Origin of the sequence: Phocaeicola coprocola DSM 17136, from assembly GCF_000154845.1 — a bacterium.
GTDB classification, from domain to species: Bacteria; Bacteroidota; Bacteroidia; order Bacteroidales; family Bacteroidaceae; genus Phocaeicola; species Phocaeicola coprocola.
In genome coordinates this window covers 74,048-92,608 of the sequence record NZ_DS981457.1, presented here as the reverse complement: position 1 = coordinate 92,608, position 18,561 = coordinate 74,048, and the positions used below count along the sequence as shown (strand labels likewise).

The 18,561-nt window shown below is 43.3% G+C and carries 23 protein-coding genes, 1 tRNA gene and 1 pseudogene; 12 read left to right on the top strand and 13 right to left on the bottom strand.

Annotation, left to right across the window (positions count from 1 at the left end; genetic code table 11):
* Positions 1-78 precede the first annotated feature (78 nt).
* Genes nusB through BACCOP_RS04415 form a run of 5 tightly spaced genes read left to right on the top strand, consistent with a single transcriptional unit; the run spans position 79 to position 3,460 of the window.
* Positions 79-1,005 (top strand): transcription antitermination factor NusB, encoded by a 927-nt coding sequence (nusB, locus tag BACCOP_RS04435; RefSeq protein WP_007566761.1) that lies wholly within the window; start codon positions 79-81, stop codon positions 1,003-1,005.
* A gap of 41 nt (positions 1,006-1,046) precedes the next feature.
* Positions 1,047-1,355 carry a preprotein translocase subunit YajC gene (yajC, locus tag BACCOP_RS04430; RefSeq protein ID WP_007566758.1) on the top strand — a complete coding sequence of 103 codons (309 nt, stop codon included), beginning with the start codon at positions 1,047-1,049 and terminating at the stop codon, positions 1,353-1,355.
* A gap of 13 nt (positions 1,356-1,368) precedes the next feature.
* Positions 1,369-2,382: a CdaR family protein gene (locus BACCOP_RS04425; protein ID WP_007566756.1), complete on the top strand. Its 1,014-nt coding sequence runs from the start codon at positions 1,369-1,371 to the stop codon at positions 2,380-2,382.
* Positions 2,383-2,394: 12 nt separating this feature from the next.
* Positions 2,395-3,009, top strand: coding sequence for a dephospho-CoA kinase (gene coaE / locus BACCOP_RS04420; RefSeq protein ID WP_007566754.1), 615 nt, complete (start codon positions 2,395-2,397; stop codon positions 3,007-3,009).
* 43 nt (positions 3,010-3,052) lie between these two features.
* Complete coding sequence (locus BACCOP_RS04415; RefSeq protein WP_007566752.1) at positions 3,053-3,460, top strand: DUF5606 family protein; 408 nt, start codon at positions 3,053-3,055, stop codon at positions 3,458-3,460.
* A gap of 173 nt (positions 3,461-3,633) precedes the next feature.
* Here the strand turns inward: BACCOP_RS04415 and rpmA are convergent, their stop codons facing one another.
* The 5 genes from rpmA to BACCOP_RS04390 all read right to left on the bottom strand — a co-directional run bounded on the left by rpmA (position 3,634) and on the right by BACCOP_RS04390 (position 8,856).
* Positions 3,634-3,894, bottom strand: a complete 261-nt coding sequence (gene rpmA / locus BACCOP_RS04410; RefSeq protein WP_007566750.1) for a 50S ribosomal protein L27 — start codon at positions 3,892-3,894, stop codon at positions 3,634-3,636.
* A gap of 21 nt (positions 3,895-3,915) precedes the next feature.
* Positions 3,916-4,233, bottom strand: a complete 318-nt coding sequence (gene rplU / locus BACCOP_RS04405) for a 50S ribosomal protein L21 (protein ID WP_007566748.1) — start codon at positions 4,231-4,233, stop codon at positions 3,916-3,918.
* A 146-nt stretch (positions 4,234-4,379) separates the two neighbouring features.
* Entirely contained in the window at positions 4,380-5,015 is a 636-nt protein-coding gene (locus BACCOP_RS04400; protein ID WP_007566746.1) for an HAD family hydrolase, read from the bottom strand.
* 101 nt (positions 5,016-5,116) lie between these two features.
* A complete protein-coding gene (locus tag BACCOP_RS04395) occupies positions 5,117-6,325 on the bottom strand; it encodes an L-serine ammonia-lyase (RefSeq protein ID WP_022126056.1) in 1,209 nt (402 codons plus the stop codon).
* Positions 6,326-6,345: 20 nt separating this feature from the next.
* A complete protein-coding gene (locus BACCOP_RS04390) occupies positions 6,346-8,856 on the bottom strand; it encodes an endonuclease MutS2 (protein WP_007566742.1) in 2,511 nt (836 codons plus the stop codon).
* 156 nt (positions 8,857-9,012) lie between these two features.
* Between BACCOP_RS04390 and BACCOP_RS04385 the strand changes: the two genes are divergently transcribed.
* The 3 genes from BACCOP_RS04385 to BACCOP_RS04375 all read left to right on the top strand — a co-directional run bounded on the left by BACCOP_RS04385 (position 9,013) and on the right by BACCOP_RS04375 (position 11,220).
* A tRNA-Ser gene (locus tag BACCOP_RS04385) sits at positions 9,013-9,097 on the top strand.
* Between the two features lie 272 nt (positions 9,098-9,369).
* Complete coding sequence (locus BACCOP_RS04380; protein ID WP_007566740.1) at positions 9,370-10,605, top strand: site-specific integrase; 1,236 nt, start codon at positions 9,370-9,372, stop codon at positions 10,603-10,605.
* 84 nt (positions 10,606-10,689) lie between these two features.
* On the top strand, positions 10,690-11,220 hold the full coding sequence (locus tag BACCOP_RS04375; protein WP_007566738.1) for an ORF6N domain-containing protein: 531 nt from the start codon (positions 10,690-10,692) through the stop codon (positions 11,218-11,220).
* Here the strand turns inward: BACCOP_RS04375 and BACCOP_RS20635 are convergent.
* A complete protein-coding gene (locus BACCOP_RS20635) occupies positions 11,192-11,425 on the bottom strand; it encodes a hypothetical protein (protein ID WP_185150261.1) in 234 nt (77 codons plus the stop codon). The genes BACCOP_RS04375 and BACCOP_RS20635 overlap by 29 nt on opposite strands.
* 416 nt (positions 11,426-11,841) lie before the next feature.
* Here BACCOP_RS20635 and BACCOP_RS04365 point away from each other — a divergent pair, with 416 nt between their 5' ends.
* The 4 genes and pseudogenes from BACCOP_RS04365 (at position 11,842) to BACCOP_RS04350 (ending at position 13,379) form a co-directional block, all read left to right on the top strand.
* A complete protein-coding gene (locus BACCOP_RS04365) occupies positions 11,842-12,375 on the top strand; it encodes an antirestriction protein ArdA (RefSeq protein ID WP_007566732.1) in 534 nt (177 codons plus the stop codon).
* A 56-nt stretch (positions 12,376-12,431) separates the two neighbouring features.
* Entirely contained in the window at positions 12,432-12,644 is a 213-nt protein-coding gene (locus BACCOP_RS04360) for a hypothetical protein (protein WP_040311811.1), read from the top strand.
* A gap of 19 nt (positions 12,645-12,663) precedes the next feature.
* Complete coding sequence (locus tag BACCOP_RS04355; protein WP_007566728.1) at positions 12,664-12,882, top strand: DUF3873 domain-containing protein; 219 nt, start codon at positions 12,664-12,666, stop codon at positions 12,880-12,882.
* Between the two features lie 15 nt (positions 12,883-12,897).
* Positions 12,898-13,379, top strand: a pseudogene (locus tag BACCOP_RS04350) (DUF7258 domain-containing protein).
* A gap of 137 nt (positions 13,380-13,516) precedes the next feature.
* Here the strand turns inward: BACCOP_RS04350 and BACCOP_RS04345 are convergent.
* From BACCOP_RS04345 to BACCOP_RS04315, 7 genes are all read right to left on the bottom strand, one after another.
* Positions 13,517-14,491 carry a caspase family protein gene (locus tag BACCOP_RS04345; protein ID WP_007566722.1) on the bottom strand — a complete coding sequence of 325 codons (975 nt, stop codon included), beginning with the start codon at positions 14,489-14,491 and terminating at the stop codon, positions 13,517-13,519.
* Position 14,492: 1 nt separating this feature from the next.
* The gene (locus BACCOP_RS04340) at positions 14,493-14,855 is read right to left on the bottom strand and encodes a TIR domain-containing protein (RefSeq protein ID WP_040311810.1); all 363 of its coding nucleotides are present in this window, start codon (positions 14,853-14,855) and stop codon (positions 14,493-14,495) included.
* A 99-nt stretch (positions 14,856-14,954) separates the two neighbouring features.
* Entirely contained in the window at positions 14,955-15,395 is a 441-nt protein-coding gene (locus BACCOP_RS04335; RefSeq protein ID WP_007566718.1) for a DUF3872 domain-containing protein, read from the bottom strand.
* Positions 15,396-15,408: 13 nt separating this feature from the next.
* Positions 15,409-15,990 carry a conjugal transfer protein TraO gene (locus BACCOP_RS04330; RefSeq protein ID WP_007566716.1) on the bottom strand — a complete coding sequence of 194 codons (582 nt, stop codon included), beginning with the start codon at positions 15,988-15,990 and terminating at the stop codon, positions 15,409-15,411.
* Positions 15,991-15,992: 2 nt separating this feature from the next.
* The gene (gene traN / locus BACCOP_RS04325) at positions 15,993-16,928 is read right to left on the bottom strand and encodes a conjugative transposon protein TraN (RefSeq protein ID WP_007566714.1); all 936 of its coding nucleotides are present in this window, start codon (positions 16,926-16,928) and stop codon (positions 15,993-15,995) included.
* A 33-nt stretch (positions 16,929-16,961) separates the two neighbouring features.
* Positions 16,962-18,284, bottom strand: coding sequence for a conjugative transposon protein TraM (gene traM, locus BACCOP_RS04320; RefSeq protein ID WP_007566712.1), 1,323 nt, complete (start codon positions 18,282-18,284; stop codon positions 16,962-16,964).
* The gene (locus BACCOP_RS04315; protein ID WP_007566710.1) at positions 18,262-18,558 is read right to left on the bottom strand and encodes a TraL conjugative transposon family protein; all 297 of its coding nucleotides are present in this window, start codon (positions 18,556-18,558) and stop codon (positions 18,262-18,264) included. The genes traM and BACCOP_RS04315 overlap by 23 nt, the downstream gene beginning before the upstream one ends.
* Positions 18,559-18,561 lie beyond the last annotated feature (3 nt).

Here is an 18,561-nt window from a genome sequence, read left to right as displayed (position 1 = left end):
TAAAAAAGCGTATTATATTTGCTTTGAATGCTGGAAAATAGTTATTTTTGCAACTCGAAATTGTATTTAAACTATAGTATGATTAACAGAGTTCTTATTCGTCTTAAGGTAGTTCAGATTATCTATGCTTATTATCAGAACGGTGGAAAGAATTTGGATACTGCAGAAAAGGAGTTATTCTTCAGTTTATCCAAGGCGTATGATTTGTATAACTATCTCCTGCTTCTAATGGTGGAGGTTACACGTTATGCCAGCAAGCGGCTGGATGCGGCAAAGCACAAATTAGCGCCGACAAAGGAAGATTTGAATCCCAACACAAAGTTTGTTGACAACCGTTTCATTGCTCAGCTGGAAGTAAACCGTCAGTTGAATGAATTTGCTAGTACCCAGAAGAAAACTTGGGAAAATGAAACAGATTTCGTAAAGGGCTTTTACGAACAGATTTTGCAGAGCGATATATATAAGGAATATATGGCAAGTGAAACGTCATCTTACGAAGAGGACCGGGAACTTTGGAGAAAAATTTATAAAAGAATTGTCTTCAATAACGAAAAGCTTGATGCTGTATTGGAAGACCAGAGTCTTTATTGGAACGATGACAAAGAGATTGTTGATACTTTTGTACTGAAAACAATCAAGCGTTTTGATCCGAAAAACGGAGATAAGCAGGAATTGCTTCCGGAATTCAAGGATGAGGAAGATCAGGATTTTGCACGTCGTTTGTTCCGTCGTTCTATTTTGAATGCAGACTACTATCGTCACCTTATCAGTGAGAACTCTAAGAACTGGGATTTGGATCGCGTTGCTGTAATGGATGTTATTATTATGCAGATTGCGCTTGCTGAAATCTTGAGTTTCCCGAATATTCCAATCAATGTTTCATTGAATGAATATGTGGAGATAGCCAAACTGTATAGTACGCCGAAAAGTGGTGGATTTATCAATGGAACACTTGACGGAATAGTTAATCAATTAAAAAAGGAAAACAAGTTGACGAAAAATTAATATCTTTGTTCGTCTAATATTAATTAAACTAAGAAGAATTTATGAATTTGTTAACTGTATTTTTGCAGGCTGCAGGAGGTGGAGGCGATTACTCTTTCCTGATTATGATGGTAGCAATTTTTGCTATTATGTATTTCTTTATGATTCGTCCTCAGAACAAGAAACAAAAAGAGATAGCAAACTTCCGTAAGAATTTGGAAGTAGGTCAGTCTGTTATTACTGCCGGAGGTATTTACGGAAAGATTAAGGAAATAGAAGATAACACTGTTATCGTAGAAATAGCATCTAGCGTTAAAATTAAGGTAGATAAAAACTCTATCTATGCAGATGCTCAGGCTCAGGCTAAATAAAGAATAAGTCGGTATGTTCGATGTAAAGAACATAAAAAGATATTATAGACTGGGATTACGGAAGATCAGAACATTCTTGCTTAGCGATAAGTGCAGGGAGTGTCTGGTCTTCTTGTTTTTTGTGCTGGTTTCGTTTTGCTTTTGGATGCTGCAAACCTTGGATGAGTCTTATCAGACAGAGTTTAAAGTGCCTTTGCGTTTGAAAAATGTCCCTAAAGAGGTAGTACTTACATCTGATTTCCCTAGTGAGGTACGTATACGAGTGGAAGACAGAGGGACAGTTCTGCTGAATTATATGTTGGGTAGAACTTTTTTCCCTATCTCTTTCGACTTTAATGATTACAAGGATGAAGGTACGCATGTGCATATCTCATCGTCAGACTTGACAAAAAAGATTGCAGCACAGTTGAATGTTTCTACTAAAGTACTGGCAATACGTCCTGATACACTTGATTTCATTTATACGCAAGCAAAAGCAAAAAAAGTCCCTGTCAAACTTGCCGGAACTATTCAGCCCGACCGTCAGTATTATATTTCTAAGATAGATTTTAGTCCTGATTCTGTTATGGCGTATGCACCGCAGGAAATATTGGATACGCTTAAGGCTGCTTACACGGAAAACTTCTTTTGGGAAAACATTTCTGATACTTTGAAGAAGCGGGTAGGGATGAATAAAGTGAAAGGAGTGAAATTTATTCCTGCTTATAATGATTTGTCTGTATACGTTGACATGTACTCTGAAAAAACAGTCGATGTACCTGTTGTGGGTATTAATTTTCCTGCTGGTAAGGTGTTGCGAACATTTCCTTCTAAAGTGCAGGTTACCTTTCAGGTAGGTTTGAGGCACTTTAAAGACGTTTCGTCTGATGACTTTTTTATTGGGGTTACTTATGAAGATGTATTAAGAACTCAAGGGGATAAATTGCCCTTGGTAGTAAAAGGATCTCCTGATTTTGTGAGTCATGTAAGAGTTGTTCCTTCTTCTGTTGATTATCTAATCGAACAGCAAACTGTAGAAGAAGATTAATTACTTAAGGTTATGATTAAATTAGGTATAACAGGGGGTATTGGAAGCGGAAAGTCGTATGTGGCACGTATGTTAAGCCAGAAAGGTTTTGCGGTTTATGATACAGATAGTGAGGCAAAGCGCCTGATGATTTCTGATACAGATATTCGTAGAGAGTTAATAGAACTGTTGGGACCAGAGGTGTATTCTGGAGAAAAACTCAATAAACCATTATTGGCAAATTACTTGTTTGCAACTGAAGATAATGCTGCTCGTATGAACTCTATTGTACATCCTTGCGTGAAGAGAGATTTTCTGCGTTGGGCTGCGGCCAGGTCTAATGATGAACTGGTTGTCTTAGAAAGTGCTATTCTATATGAATCAGGATTTGAAGATGTGGTAGACTATGTAGTTACGGTATATGCACCTTTGGAAATTCGGATATCTCGAGCAATGGAGCGCGATCATTCTACCGCAGAACAAGTAAAAGAACGTATCGCTTCTCAAATGGATGAGGATTTGAAATGCTCTCGTGCAGATTTTGTTGTAATAAATGATGGCAGATCATTACTTCCTCAATTGGAGAATTTGCTGAAAGCCTTAAAAAATGGAAAAGGTGGGCGAGAAGCTTGTGTATGTCGTATGTGAGTTGTATTTTTGTTTTTCGAATAACTAAAAATAATAAAATCGTATGTTGAAAACTATCTTAGCTATCTCTGGAAAACCGGGATTGTATAAACTGATTTCTCAAGCTAAAAATATGCTGATTGTAGAAGCTGTTGAAAATAAGAAAAGAATGCCTATCTATGCTAGTGACAAGGTGATTTCACTGGGTGATATCGCTATGTATACTAACGATGATGAAGTACCTTTGGCTACAGTTTTGGAATCTGTAAAAAAGAAAGAAGACGGAAAGGTGGCTTCTTTGGATTACAAAAAGGCTTCTGTTGAAGAATTGCATGCTTTCATGGCTGAAGTTTTGCCAGAATACGATCGTGATCGTGTTCATACTAGTGATATTAAGAAATTGATCCAATGGTATAACCTGCTTATCTCTAGTGGTGAGTCTGATTTTGTAGAAGCAACTCCTGCTGAATGATAAAGGAGAGAATAATAAGGATATTTAAATCAGGGAAAAGTTAGTTCTTATATGAATAGCTTTTCCCTGATTTTTTTGATGGGAATCTGTTTTTCCTTGTGTATGTATATAAAAAAAGAAGATATTCTTTTTAATAAAGAATATCTTCTTTTGATTCCTTTGTGGTATAAAGTTTATGCTTCAGCAGGAATTACAGATACGAAGCTCTTGTCTTCGCGACCTTTCTTGAAACATACTGTACCATCTACCAATGCGTAAAGAGTATGATCGCTACCCATACCTACGTTTTCACCTGGGTTGTGAACTGTTCCTCTTTGACGAACAATGATGTTACCAGCCTTGCAAGCTGAACCACCGAATATCTTTACGCCTAATCTCTTACTAGCTGACTCACGGCCGTTCTTAGAACTACCTACACCTTTCTTATGTGCCATTTCTTTCTACGTTTTTAATGATTAAGCAATAACTTGTTTGATAGTCAATTCAGTAAACTGCTGACGGTGACCGTTCAGTTTTCTGTAACCTTTTCTTCTCTTCTTGTGGAATACCAATACTTTATCACCTTTTACCAAGTGAGAAACTACTTCGCATACCACTTTTGCACCTTCTACGGTAGGAGCACCTACTGTAACAGTACCGTTGTTGTCTACCAACAAAACTTTGTCAAATTCAACAGTTGCACCGTTTTCAGCATTCTGAATGTGGTGAACAAACAGTTTTTTGCCTTCTTCAGCTTTGAACTGCTGACCGTTAATTTCTACAATTACGTACATTTTAAATATATATTAAACGGGTTTCTTCCGCAAGGTGAACCGTTCTCATTCGGTTGCTTTTCTACCTCCACGGGTTAAAATCGGGTGCAAAGGTACAGGTTTTTGTTCATATAACCAATAGTTTAGCAAGAAATTATCTGATTTTTTTAGAGTTCAGACAAGCTTTTCATTATTTCTACGTGCGGATAAGCCGAAAGTTCTTCTCGGGTTGTAGCCCCATGTAGCACTCCGGCAAAGTCAACTTGTGCCGATTGAGCTGTTTCAGCATCTACAATACTGTCTCCTATATATAATACTTCTTCCTTGTTGCATCCAAATTCTTTTATTGCAAGCAAAACTCCTTCGGGAGAAGGTTTAGGCTCTTTTACATCTTCTCCTCCTACGATGATATCGAGAAAGTTTGATGGAAGTTTCTTGCTTAGTAACTCCATGATGCGATAGCGGTATTTGGTGGAAATAATTCCTATTTTGGCTCCACGTGTTTTTAAGCGGGTGAGCACTTCTTCTGTTTCCGGAAAAAGAAAGGTGTTGACTGTCATATGTACGTCAGCCTCTTTTACGTATTCCTTTTTATATGCTTCCAGTGTATCGGCATCTGTTATTCCTGTCAGGATAGAAAATGATTCCTGTAGAGTCTTTCCGATAGTTCGTTTAATTTCATCATCTGTTATTCCAGTATGCTGATGGCGTTCCAATACATTGCGGAAGCACATTACGATACCTCGGGAAGAATCTGCAAGTGTATAGTCGAAGTCGAATAAATAAACCTTGTATAATTTCATCTTGTTGTTTATAAAAAGTTAGCCAGAACTTTCTTTAAAAGTCGCTTTATGTTCTCTGAAAAGCTTTTAAGGAAAATTCTGGCTAAAGAGATTAATATCCTTTATTCCATTGGCTGGTAGTTCTTTGCTAATCCTCCTTCACTGGTTTCTTTATAAAGTGAAGGCAGGTCATGACCGGTTTGTTTCATAACCTCTACTACCTTATCGAACGATACGCGGTGATGTCCGTCTGTAAATGCTGAATAAATATTAGCGTCAAGAGCGCGAGCGGCCGCATAAGCATTACGTTCGATACAAGGAATCTGTACCAGTCCACATACAGGGTCACACGTCATTCCCAGGTGATGTTCCAATCCCATCTCTGCTGCATATTCAATTTGTGCCGGACTTCCTCCGAATAATTGGCTAGCTGCAGCTGAAGCCATGGAGCAAGCTACTCCAACTTCGGCCTGACATCCAGCTTCGGCTCCTGAAATGGAAGCATTGTATTTTACGATATTTCCTACCAATCCGGCTGTTGCCAGTGCACGCAGGATGCGAGCATCACTAAAGTCACGGCTTTTTTGCAAATGATATAATACAGCTGGCACTACTCCACATGCTCCACAGGTAGGTGCGGTTACAATTTTTCCTCCCGAAGCATTTTCTTCGCTGACAGCAAGGGCATAAGCAAAAACTAATCCTCTTGAACGGAGAGAATCTTTAAATCCCTTAGCGCGGATATAATATGAAGAGGCTTTTCGACGCAAGTTAAGAGGACCGGGAAGAACTCCTTCGGCATCCAGACCTCGCTGGATAGCTTCTTTCATTGTTTCCCACACCTCAGCAAGGAATTTCCATATTTCGGGACCTTCACATTGTTCTACATATTCCCAATAGCTTCTGCCCGTGTGTTCACACCAATAAAGTATTTGGTTCATGGTATTCATATTGTATACTTCAGGCGTGGCATTTTTGTCATGTCCTTCTTCGGCAAGAGCTCCTCCACCTACACTGAATACCGTCCACTCTTCAGTTTGTTTCTTGTTGCTATCGAACGATTTGAAAGTCATTCCGTTAGGATGGAAAGGAAAGAAAATATGAGGTTTCCATAAAATCTCTACAGGAGCGTGAGGCTGAAGAACGTCTAAGATAGCGACGTCGGTCATATGCCCTTTACCGGTAGCAGCAAGGCTTCCGTATAGGGTAACCTGAAAAGATGTTGCCTCCGGATGGCGGGCAAGGAACTGTTCGGCTGCTTTTCTAGGTCCCATTGTATGACTACTTGAGGGACCTGTACCAATGCGATATAATTCTCTTATTGATTTCATAATACAAAGATATGATATTTTTATTTTAAATCAACTACCGTAATACCTGCTCCTCCAAATTGTACATGTTCATCTTGAAAATGCTTGACTCCGGGTACGGTAGCAAGATATTGGCGGATAAGTGTACGCAAGATGCCTGTTCCAGTTCCGTGGAGGATACGTACTCGGCTAACTCCAACCAATATGGCGTCGTCGATAAAATAAGTTACGGCTTGTATAGCTTCATCGCCCCTCATTCCTCGTACATCGATATCTTGCTTGAAGTTGAGCTTCTTTTCATACATACGTTCTTGCGTTTCACTGCTTACGAAAGTTGCTTTTGCTGTATTTAAGCTTTGTTTGGGAGCTTCGGCACGTTCCAGACGTTCAGCTTTTACGTTTGTTTTCATCAGTCCGAACGTGACTACAGCGTTCTTTCCGTTCAGTTCCATAACCTGTCCGACACTGGTCTGTCCTTTAATACGTACATAGTCGCCTGCTTGAATAGGAACAACTTTAGGGACAGGTTGAGCTGCTGGCTGATTAGCCTGCTTATTCTTCTTATCTTTCTTTCGTTCCTGCTTCTCACGCAATTTCTCCATCTTGCGTGTTATTTTTTCTTCTAAAGCTGCTTTGTCTGCGGCTTCTACCTGCTGGCGGAAATCAGTCAATTCCTGACGTGCCATGCGAGTACGTTCTTTTTCAGCCTGAGCTTCCTTTATGGTACGGATAGTGTTTTCTATCTTTGCATTCGATTCTTCCAACAAGTGTTCGGCGTCTTCCTTTGCTTTTTTCAGAATCTCCTTACGACTTTTTTCCAGTTCTTCCAGTTCTCTTTCGTAGCGTGCAATGGTGTCTTCCATTACTTTTTCTCGCTTGCGGATATTCTGGCGTTTAGTTTCCCAGTATCGTTTGTCACGTACGATATCTTGCAGATACTTGTCGCTTTGTATATATTCGCTTCCCACAATTTCAGAAGCATCTGCTATGACTTCTTCCGGAAGTCCGATTTTACGTGCTATTTCTACGGCAAAAGAACTTCCCGGATTACCAATCTGTAACTGAAACAGGGCACGCATCTCGTGACGATCGTACAACATGGCTCCGTTTACCACTCCTTCATGATCTTCTGCAAAATGTTTCAGGTTCTGATAGTGAGTTGTAATGACTCCGAACGTCTTTTTAGCATTAAAGCGTTTCAGTACAGCTTCTGCTATGGCTCCTCCGATTTGTGGCTCTGTTCCTCCTCCAAATTCATCGATCAATATCAGACTCTTTTCATTGCAATACTTCATCATATTCTTCATATTCGTCAAATGTGAAGAATAAGTACTCAAATCATCCTCGATGCTCTGTTCGTCACCGATATCGATGAATATACTATGAAAAATACCCGCATGACTCCGCTCATTCATTGATACAAGCATACCACATTGAAGCATGTATTGCAACAAGCCGACAGTTTTCAAACATACAGACTTACCTCCGGCATTAGGACCCGAAATTAATAGAATCCGTTGCTCCGTTGTCAATGCAATGTCGAGTGGTACAACTTTCTTATTATGTTTGGCAAGTGACATTTGAAGAAGCGGATGTACAGCTTCGAACCAATCTATGGCCTGTTTGCTTTCGAAAGAAGGTTTTACGCCTTTGATGTCGATTCCCAAAAGAGCTTTAGAACGGATAAAATCTATTTCAGCTAAAAACTCATACGACTGTAGAATCGCAGGAACTTGTGGGCGTACAGTTGCCGAAAACTCGGTAAGTATACGGATGATTTCACGTCGCTCTTCTCCCTCCAGTTCACGGATACGGTTGTTGGCTTCTACAACTTCAGCTGGTTCGATGAAGACTGTTTTTCCGGTAGCCGATTCATCATGAACGATTCCTCGTATTTTTCTTTTCATACCCGGAGCAACTGGAATGACAAGTCGTCCATCGCGCATCGTAGGAGTTACATCTTTATCGACGTAACCTTCCGATTGAGCCATTCGTAAAATATTATTCAAACTCCGTGATATGCTTCCCGTCGTAGATGCCAGTTCACGTCGGATACGCAGTAATTCTGGAGATGCATTATCTTTTATTTTTCCGAATTTATCGAGAATGTTGTTTATGCGTGTAATGAGTTGGGGAAAAACCATGATATCTCCCGCAAGCTCATATAAAGCAGGATATGGAGAGTGGGCTTCATCATTGTCAGTCAACTCATCATCCGTTTGTTGCAGGAAACGTACGATATCACGTATTGTTTCCAATGAACGACGCAGGTCGAACAATTCTTGTTCATCCATATACATGCCTTCTACACGGATACGTTTGAGTGATGGGCGTACATCAAAAAAGTACTGACTGGGAAAATCATCTTCTTCTTGAATGATACGTACAAATTCCGTCACTTGCTCCAACCGGCGGTTTATTTCATCGTAGCTATCAGAAAAATCCATTGACTCAACTCTTTCTTCTCCCAATGTGCTAAGACATTTGGTCTTTAAAAGTTGACGAATCTGATCAAATCCGATTTTCTGTTCAAAATTTTGAGGGTATATCATTACTGTATTTTAGTCTGTATAACAAATAAGTTTTCGTTTGCAAAGTTACGATAATGAGAAAAAATAATCAAAAAAGCGGCAATTTATTTGCAGGTTTCAAAATAATGCGTACCTTTGCATCGCTTTTGAAAGGAAGCACTCTTGCAAAAGAGTTTTGGAGAGGTGGCAGAGTGGTCGATTGCGGCGGTCTTGAAAACCGTTGTACCGCGAGGTACCCGGGGTTCGAATCCCTGTCTCTCCGCTGAACTAACCGGACAATACCGGACAGTAAGCAGACAAGTCCCACAAATTCAATGATTTGTGGGACTTTTTTATTTCCTTGTGTCTGCCTTAAAGTACACCTTTTCGCCCCTAAAAGACAAAGTTCGTAACCTAACTCGTACCCCCGACAAACAAAAACGGAAAGGGGGTACAGAATGTCCGAAATTGGCGAAGTCCTGTCGTTATTTGGCTTGCCTGCATAGAGCTCATTTTTAGAGAATTACAATAGTTTTGCAACTTAAAAAGTGAGTTATGAAATCGACATTCAACATTTGCTTTTACGCAAAGAAAGACAAGCAGAAAGCCAACGGTGCGTACCCTCTTTTCGCCCGTATCACAGTGGACGGCGTGGCGAGCCGTTTTAATACCAAGCTGGACGTGCTGCCCTCTATTTGGGACGGCAAAATGGGCAAGGCTACCGGACGTACTTCGGAAGCCAGCCGCATAAACCGTATGCTGGACGATATAAACGCATCCTTGAACACCATTTACCACGAAATGCAACGGCGTGACAACTACGTGACCGCCGAGAAAGTGAAGAACGAGTTTTTAGGTCATAGCGAGAGCCACGAAACAATCCTTACCCTGTTCCAAAAGCACAATGACGATGTGAAGCAGTTGGTCGGCATATCCAAGACAATAGCGACTTACCGCAAGTATGAAGTCACCCGCCGCCACCTTGCCGAGTTCATTCAAAGCAAGTACAACGTATCGGACATATCCATTAAGGAGATAAGCCCGATGTTCATTACCGATTTTGAATTGTATTTGCGTACCGCCTGCAAGTGCGGCTACAACACCACCGCCAAGTTCATGCAGTTCTTCAAGCGTATCATCATCATTGCCCGCAACAATGGCATACTGGTGAACGACCCTTTCGCCAGTTACAAAATCCGGCTGGAGAAAGTGGACAGGGGGTATCTGACAGAGGACGAGATTAAAATCATCCTCAAAAAGAAAATGGTTTCCGAGCGGCTGGAACACGTCAGGGACTTGTTCATCTTTGCCTGCTTCACCGGGCTTGCCTATATAGATGTAGCCGGGCTTACGCAAGACAACATTCGCAAATCTTTTGACGGCAACCTTTGGATAATGACAAAGCGGCAAAAGACGAATACGGATGTTAATGTTCCTCTGCTGGATATTCCCAAGATGATTTTGAAGAAGTACAAGGGCAAGTTACCGAATGGCAAGATACTTCCCGTAATCAGCAATCAGAAGCTAAACGCCTACTTGAAAGAGATTGCCGATATATGCGGCATTAAAAAGAACTTGACATTTCACCTTGCCCGCCACACGTTCGCAACGACTACCACGCTGTCAAAGGGCGTACCCATTGAAACGGTGTCTAAAATGTTGGGACACACGAACATTGAAACGACCCAAATCTATGCCCGCATCACTAACAGCAAGATAGGTAGTGATATGCAGGGGCTTGACAAGAAGTTTGTCGGCATCGAGAAGATTTACAAGGAAGTCGCTATGTAATCTTGATTGTTGGTAACTGGTCACAATTTGTGACCAGTCCTTACTATTATTCCAACATTACTAAATCTCCTAAAATATACGATTATGGACTTACAGATTATCCAAAACAAAATTTTTGAAGTCAGAGGTTGCCGGGTGATGCTCGATTATCATTTGGCAGAACTCTACCAAGTGGAAACACGAGCCTTGAAGCAGGCGGTCAAGCGCAATATCGAGCGTTTTCCCAGTGATTTTATGTTTGTTCTCACCAAAGAGGAAGCTAACTTATTGTTGTCCATAGGGGTATCACAAAATGTGATACCTCCTGATTATAACTTCGGTGTAGCCATGCCTATGGCTTTCACCGAACAGGGCGTAGCCATGCTTTCTTCGGTTCTCCGTTCCAAAATAGCCATAGAGGTGAACATTTCAATCATGCGGGCTTTTGTCCTCATGCGCCAAATGGTAATCGGCTACGAGGAACTGTTAAGGCGCATCGAGGAACTGGAGGTAAGCACCGATGCGCAGTTCAACGAGCTATATCAAGCCCTTACCCAGCTTCTAAGCCAGTCGAAGCAACAGAAAGAACGCCGTCCGGTAGGTTTCGTTACCTATAACCGTGACAAAGACGAATAGGTAACGATTTTCCACCTAACAAACTATATACCAATAAAATACACTCTTCCAACTTGCGGGCAGTCCACCGACTACCCGCATTTTTATATCCTTTTCCAACTGGCACATTCCCCGAAACGCCAGCCGTGCGTGGCATGGCTGACTGTATTTCGTGAAAAGAGCCGTTGGAAACCCGCACAAGCGTACCGCAAGATGAACTTGCCATACCCTTGCCTTTCCCGCCCGCATGGAGTGTTCCCTAAAGGATGAAAGGGAACAAGCACTTTTTCCCTGTTTCCCTATCTGTAAATCTTCCTCATTATGCAGTCCCCCAGCCGGGACAGCCGTTTTTATCATTTCAATAGGCAAAGGTAGTTACGTGTTCTTCACGATTTTGCAAGGTCGAGCCGTTCCGGTTTGGCGAAAAAATCTTCCCTGCTCTGCGAGGTATTTTTTGCCAAAACCCTGCAAACTCTAAACACTACCCTTTTGAGCCTATGTGAAACGAAAACGACCGACCCGACCGGAAGACGCATAAAAAAAAAGTCGGATTTACGGGAAACAGGAAAAAAGTTCAGTGAAACTTCAACTCCCTCACCTCTCAAATCCGCATAAAATCAAAAACTTAAAAATTACAGCAATATGGAAGCAAAGGTATTATCGGAAGCAAAAGTTTATGTAGGCACTTACGGCAAGTATAACATCGGTTCATTGTCCGGCGCATGGCTCGACCTTTCGGACTATTCGGACAAGGAAGAATTTTACGAAGCCTGCCGGGAACTTCACAAGGACGAGGAAGATGCGGAATATATGTTTCAGGACTGGGAGAACGTGCCGGAGGGCTTAATCGGCGAAAGCTGGATTTCTGAAAATTTCTTTTCCCTGCGTGATGCGGTGGAGGATTTGAGCGACACCGAGCAGGAAGCCTTTTTCGTGTGGTGCAACTACAAAAGCCGTGATTTGAGCGAGGAAGATGCGGACGACCTTGTATGTGATTTCCGGGACGAGTATCAGGGGGAATATGACGATGAAGAAGATTTCGCCTATGAAATCATAGAAGAATGTTACGACCTGCCGGAGTTTGCAAAGACCTATTTCGATTATGAAAAGTTCGCCCGTGACCTGTTTATGTGCGATTACTGGTTTGATGACGGTTTTGTATTCCGGGCGGCATAACCAAATACCAATCCGGGCGGGGTGTCAAAGCCCTGCCCGCTAAAAACAACCAAGTGATGAAACGGAAAAGCATTTATAAAATCCTTTGGCGGGTGTTGTTGCTCTGCCTTGCATGGCGGTTCACCAGCGTAGCCGGAACAGGCACGGCGATAACGGCGTATATCGTATTTCGTGCCGCCTGTTTCCTGCTCCGTGTCTGCCTTTCAGTCGTTTATGCGCTGGGCATGGCTCTGCTTTTCCTGTCGTTGCTTTTCTTACTGATATTATAACCATAAAAAATAGGACATCATGCAGTCACTTAACAAAAACGGGGTAAGCATTACCCAAACACCGGGAGAAGAAAAGTTCGTGAAATGCTGTTTAGGGGCTTTCAGGGGACAGATTTATTTTCAATATGACTACCGCCACACGGACGGCGAACTATTCAGCACGGTAGCCAAAACGCTGGACGAGTGCCGCCGCAGGCGTGACGGGTGGATAGAGAAGAAAGAACGGAGTAATAAATAAGTAAATTTTGGGAACATGAAAACGACAGAAGTAAACAAGGAGCTTATCGGCAAGCGTTGCGAGTGCATTTTTACGGGCTTAATGGTAACGGGCGTTATCGAGGACACAAAAGAAAACGAACACACCATAGAGGTAAAAGTCCGTTTCGACCATCCGCACCAATGGGGCGATGATTTGTATAATGATGTATGGGCATGGGGGCGCAAAAATGACGAGTTCGGCACGCTGCACCATTTGCAACTGCTGGTAGATAAGCCGGACTTTCAGATAATGACGGTAGTTTTCGGCGAGCCAATCAACCAAATAGACCGCAGTGTTTTTGAAGATGTTGCAACGTGGGGTGTCTGTTCCCTGCAAGGCTGGGTAAACAGCTATGAAAGTGTCCGGTTTGTAGCCATAAACGACCATACGGCAATCATCACGGGCGAATATAACATGGAGCAGGAAAGGTGTGGTTAGAGAAATACACGTCCATAAAGAGCCTTAAAACCAGTTGATAAAGAACGGCGGCTATTTGCCACCGTTACTTTCTTCCGTGAGCCTGCCAGCGGGTGAAGAAAGTAACAAAGAAGCCGTTCGTTTTCCCTATCATGGAACAGCCCGATTTCCCGGCGGGCTGTTTTTTATTGTATTTTTATATTCTTCCTTTAGAGGCTAATTTTCTATAATGCTCACCTAATGCCGTCAATTTACACGATTTATTTTCCATTGCTGCATTCCACATGTGTGGAGCATCAATAGGCACCAACAGCCCTAACCGATTATATTTTTGTAATATAGCAAATATCTTAGTATTTTCTTCTATTGGTTCAGGCATACCCTCATCTCGACCTTTCATTTCAGGTTCAAATGTTGGGTCTAATTGATATTGATAACCCGGAGTAGGGAATAATATAGATATTTTCCTTAAATCATCCAAAGGAATTAAAGGACTTATCTTTCGTAATGATACAAAACTTCTAACATTTGACTTAAATATAGGTCTTTGTTCCCAAGCCCCTAACGATTGGTCAATATGCGCATAAACACTCCCCGGAGTTATATCTCCGAGAATATTTGCTGCACTTCCACTTAATGCATCAACTAACAAAGTTGTGAAAACACCACTGCCATCTTCTTCGCTTGCATATTGTTCTGCTGTTGACGCTGTAAGAATTGTAGTTCCTTCTGATAGGAAAGCACTATCTTTTACAATTGGAGGATTACCTGCAATTCCAGAATGACAACTATCCAATATTATAATTTTATTAGTTGCTGGTGAATTATTGGCTAATACCAACACTTCGTTTAGAGATAGGCCATCATCACCTCTTTTTGCGTCAGAAGCTAACAAATATCCCCCTGATGCTTCTATATGTCCATGTCCAGCAAAATAGAATAATGCAACCTCTGCCTTGGTTGAAAATAGTTTTTCAACGGCATCTTTTAATTCTCCTCTCTCGATACTATCTTTATCTGAATTTGCAACTAATAATTTACAATCAAAATTGACCGAACCATCAGAATGTCTTGATAGTATAGTTTTAACATTATATGCATCATTCACGCATCCAAACAAATCGCCACCATGCTTATAGTGATTTATACCAACGACTAATGCAATTTTCATATCACAATGAATTGATGAAATTCTTAATATTATCCCACGTCCAAGTCTTTGTTAAAACACCAACGATATTTGTTCTATCATCAGAATAAGCCCAAATACCTAAAATCTTTTTACCTTCTTCTTTTGCACATTGAATTTCCCATTTTTGCCCAGAGGAAGTTAAAGAGTTTTTACTTACCAATATGATTACTCCATCGGAACGTCTTATTCTGGTTCTAACTTTATTCTTCCAATCGGTATCATAAGCTTGTTTCACCGACATATCTACATATTCAAAGGGAGAGTTTGTTAATAAAGACTGTCCTTTCAAAAAATCTCTCATTCTCTCATCTTCAATAGCAAAGGCAATAAATATCGTTTTCATAAAATGAAATTTTTGATTTGTTTGAATACAAAGATACATCAAAATAAACACCCAGCGAAATATTGCAGGGTGTTTGTTAACATATTCATCTAAAAAGACTTATTCATCCTCGCTGCTGTCATTGTTGAAACTAAACGAAATTTGCTGCACCTGTCCGAAGCTATCAATTACATAAATGTCAATCGTCTGCTGGTCTGTCGATGCCGATGTGTAGTATAGCCTGAACGTTTCTTTCTCCAGCAGGTAAAGGTCATTGGGCAGGAACACCGTACCGTTATCCATTTCCAACTTCCCTTTTCCGTCCGGCTGGAAGTACCTGATTTGATAGGTAGTCGGCTGGTAATAGCCGCCACGCACCAGTTGGCAGCGTATTTCGGCGGTTTCCCCGACTTTCAGCCTTTTGGGTACTGGCAGCGTTTCGATGCTGAACGGGTACGCCTGCTGAATATCCAAGTTGTCATTACAGGCGGTGACAAGCACGAGGGCGGCCACGAAGTAGCAGCCCATGATGATTTTATACATTACATTCTTCATATACATTGTTATATAGCGGTCAGTTGATAATGAATTTCAGTCCCAAAGATACCTGCGTGTGGAACTTGCCTATGTCCGAGCCGAACAATGCCCGTTCCCTTGCGTTCAGTAGCAGAGCCACCCGGTCGGTCAGGTAGGCTTCCAGTTCCAGCGTCAGTGCACCGCCATAGATGAAGCAATCTTTATCCAGCAGCGTAGAGCCGTCCGGCAAGAGCTTTTCGCTGCGGTTGCTTGTTTCATATCCGGCGAGTGCCGATAGTCCCAGTGAGAGGAAAAAGGTCTTTCGCCTGTCCGAAAGGAATTTCAGGTAATAGCCGCCCTCTACGGTGAACTGTTCGACTGGTATCTGCATATCCTTGTAGTCATACTTTTTGTGCAGGTATTCCCCGCCAATCACCCAGCGGTTGGCGTTCTTGGTGTAAACGCTGTACGCCGCTCCGATGTGGTAGGCGAAATCCGTGTTGTCGTTCCAATGCACCCCGTCCGCCATACCAGCTGTCACCTGCAAGCCTTTCATGCCCGGCAGGTATCTTTGTGCGTGTGCCTGGTTGAAATGCAGGCACAGCGCAAAGAGTATTCCGATAAATAGAAACCGTTTCATCCCTATTTTATTTTGAGTTCGTTAATCACTTCTGCGTTCACGATGTCGGCGTTCTCCACCCGGATAACCTGATGCCGCCCGCCGTTCTTCTCGTAGAGTTCCACCAACAGCAGCTTATCGTCAGGAATGGTGAACTTCGGCAGGGCGTACACCGTGCGCACGGTCGTTTTTCCGGCAATCTCTATCACCTCGTTGTAGCTGCGTACCGCATCCAGCACCGTTTCCTGAATAGCCGTGCGCTTGGGTACTTTCTTATCGACTATCTTAAACTTGATGAAGTCGGTATCGAAAGGTACGTTGGAACTGTTCTTTGTCTGCGTGTGTACATAGAGCATCCCGTTATAGGTGTAAATCCCTTTGATTAAGAACTGTATGCCGAAACGCTTGCTACCCAAGTGGCGCACTTTCCGGTCGTTGTTCTTGTAGATGCTCCGCATTATCAGTTTCACCAACAGCGGGCTTTCATTGCCTAATTCCCGGAAATAGATGTTCATGCGGGTATGCGAGAAATCGGACGTATCTTCATTTTCCAAGAAGTCTTTCATTTCGATATTGAGCATTTCTGGTTCACGGGCATATTTGGCATTAAATGAAAAGAAACTGCCGTCCTCGCAAATGACGGAGAAGTTCGTTTCGCCCGGAAAGCCCTCTGTCGTGGCTTTTACCCTGATTACGTTCTCCGCACCGTCCGCCTTGCCCGCTATGATGTGGTTGCTTCCCAAATCCACGTAGCGGACGGCGGCGGGGAAGATGATATGCACCGTCTTGGCAAAGGTTACTTCCACACCGTAGGGCGTTACCATTTGTCGGTACGGGAGTTTCCGGGTAATCCCCTGATACAAGTCGTTGCCAGCCGCATACTTCACGGTGTCGGTTTCCTGTGCGTTTGCCGCACACACGCCCAGCAAGAGGGCGAACAATACAAAAATCTGTTTCATTGTTAATTGAAATTTTAGTGGTTGATAAAATGGTTATTGTTGTTTGGCGTAAAGCATGACTTTATAGCCGGCTTTCAGTTTTACTTTTACAGTCCTGAACTTTTTCGCAAGATAGCCGGACGTTCCTTGCAGCAAGCCCCTTGTCACGTCCATAGCCACCTGCTGCCCGGCACTCCGTGCAAAGGAAATGCTTGTTCCCAGCCCGCTTCCGATATTCGCCATAGCTTCGTTGAACGCTTCCTGCTCCATAGAGGACGGGACGGACAGCCCTTTTTGCCCGTCCGTGTCGAACACGGCGAGTTCCACCGGGATGATGTTGCCAGCGTACTCAATCGAGGACACCAGTATGTCGAGCCGTTCGCCCTGCACCTTTGCCGTTCCCGCCACAAGGGTATTCTTCGGCACAACGATGTTTCCCGCCTGCATGGGTTCGAGTAGCCGGAGTTTCACCGCCTGACCGTCCGTCAGCGTTTGGTCTTGGTGTATGCAGGCGGCTATCGTGTTCCTGCCCATAGCGTAGCCCGTGCCTACTGCCGTGTTGAAGCCGTAGTTTCGTGGCTGGCTATAAGCCCGGATGAAGTCGGCATCGCTCACGGGCTGCTGCAATCCCGATACGGTTGTTTCCCGGATTGCCTGCACGGGCTGGGCTTGCGGCATTTGGGTGACAGTCCCGGCAACAGGCACTTGTGCCGTTTGCCCGTTCTGCCCGCCGTCATTCATGTATTTTGCCGCCAGCTCGTAGGACTTTTCCAAGAGTGCCATTTGGTCGTCAGCCGTAGGTGTGGCGTTCTGCTGCTGTTGCAGTCTGTCGGTCAGTTCCGCCACCTGCCGCTTCAAGTCCTCTTTTTCCTCGTCCACAGGGGGCGTTTCGTAGAACGTGCTTAACTGGCGGTTGATGTCCCGGTAAGCGTATGCCGAAAAAGCACCGCCGCCCCTTTGTGGCTGCGCATCTTCTTCCGGCATCAGGTCGATTTCCGCTTGCGGTTCTTCCGTTTCATCGTCCCCCGTGAAACCGAAGTCCTGCAAGGATTGTATCTTGTCCTGCTGTTTGCGACTTATCATCGCCTGCTCGTAAGCCTTTTGCTTGTCGGCTATAATCCCGTCCTCTGCGGGCAGGGGTATGTCGGCGTTGAAGCCGCCCACGCTCTCCACGTTCACGTCCTCTTTGCCGGAGGGGGCGAATATCAGGTACATGCACCCGGCAAAGGCAAGGAACATCAGCGGGAAGACTATCATTTTTCTGCGCTGCTGTATCTGCCGGGGTGTCAGTTCCCGTTTGGGCTTCTTTTCCTTTTCAGGCTTCCCGTCCGCCTGCGGTACGGTCGTGCCGTTCTCATTCTTCTGTACTTCTTCCATATTCCGGTCTGTTTAAGGGGTTGATACTGTTGATTGTGTCATTGCCTTGCAATGGCAGTTGTTTGATATGTTCTATTTGCAGCCTTTGCCCGTCCCGTTTCCCGATATTGTATATTGATGAAACGGTGATGTAGATAGACAAGCCGCCGAAAAATAGGAACATCACGAGGATAACCGCCAGCCTTTTGCCCGGCGTAATCCGTCCGCACATTCGGCGCAGTCGGTCGTCCGCCCAGTCCTGCACCTTTTTGATGTAGTTTCGTTTTCTCTCCATAAG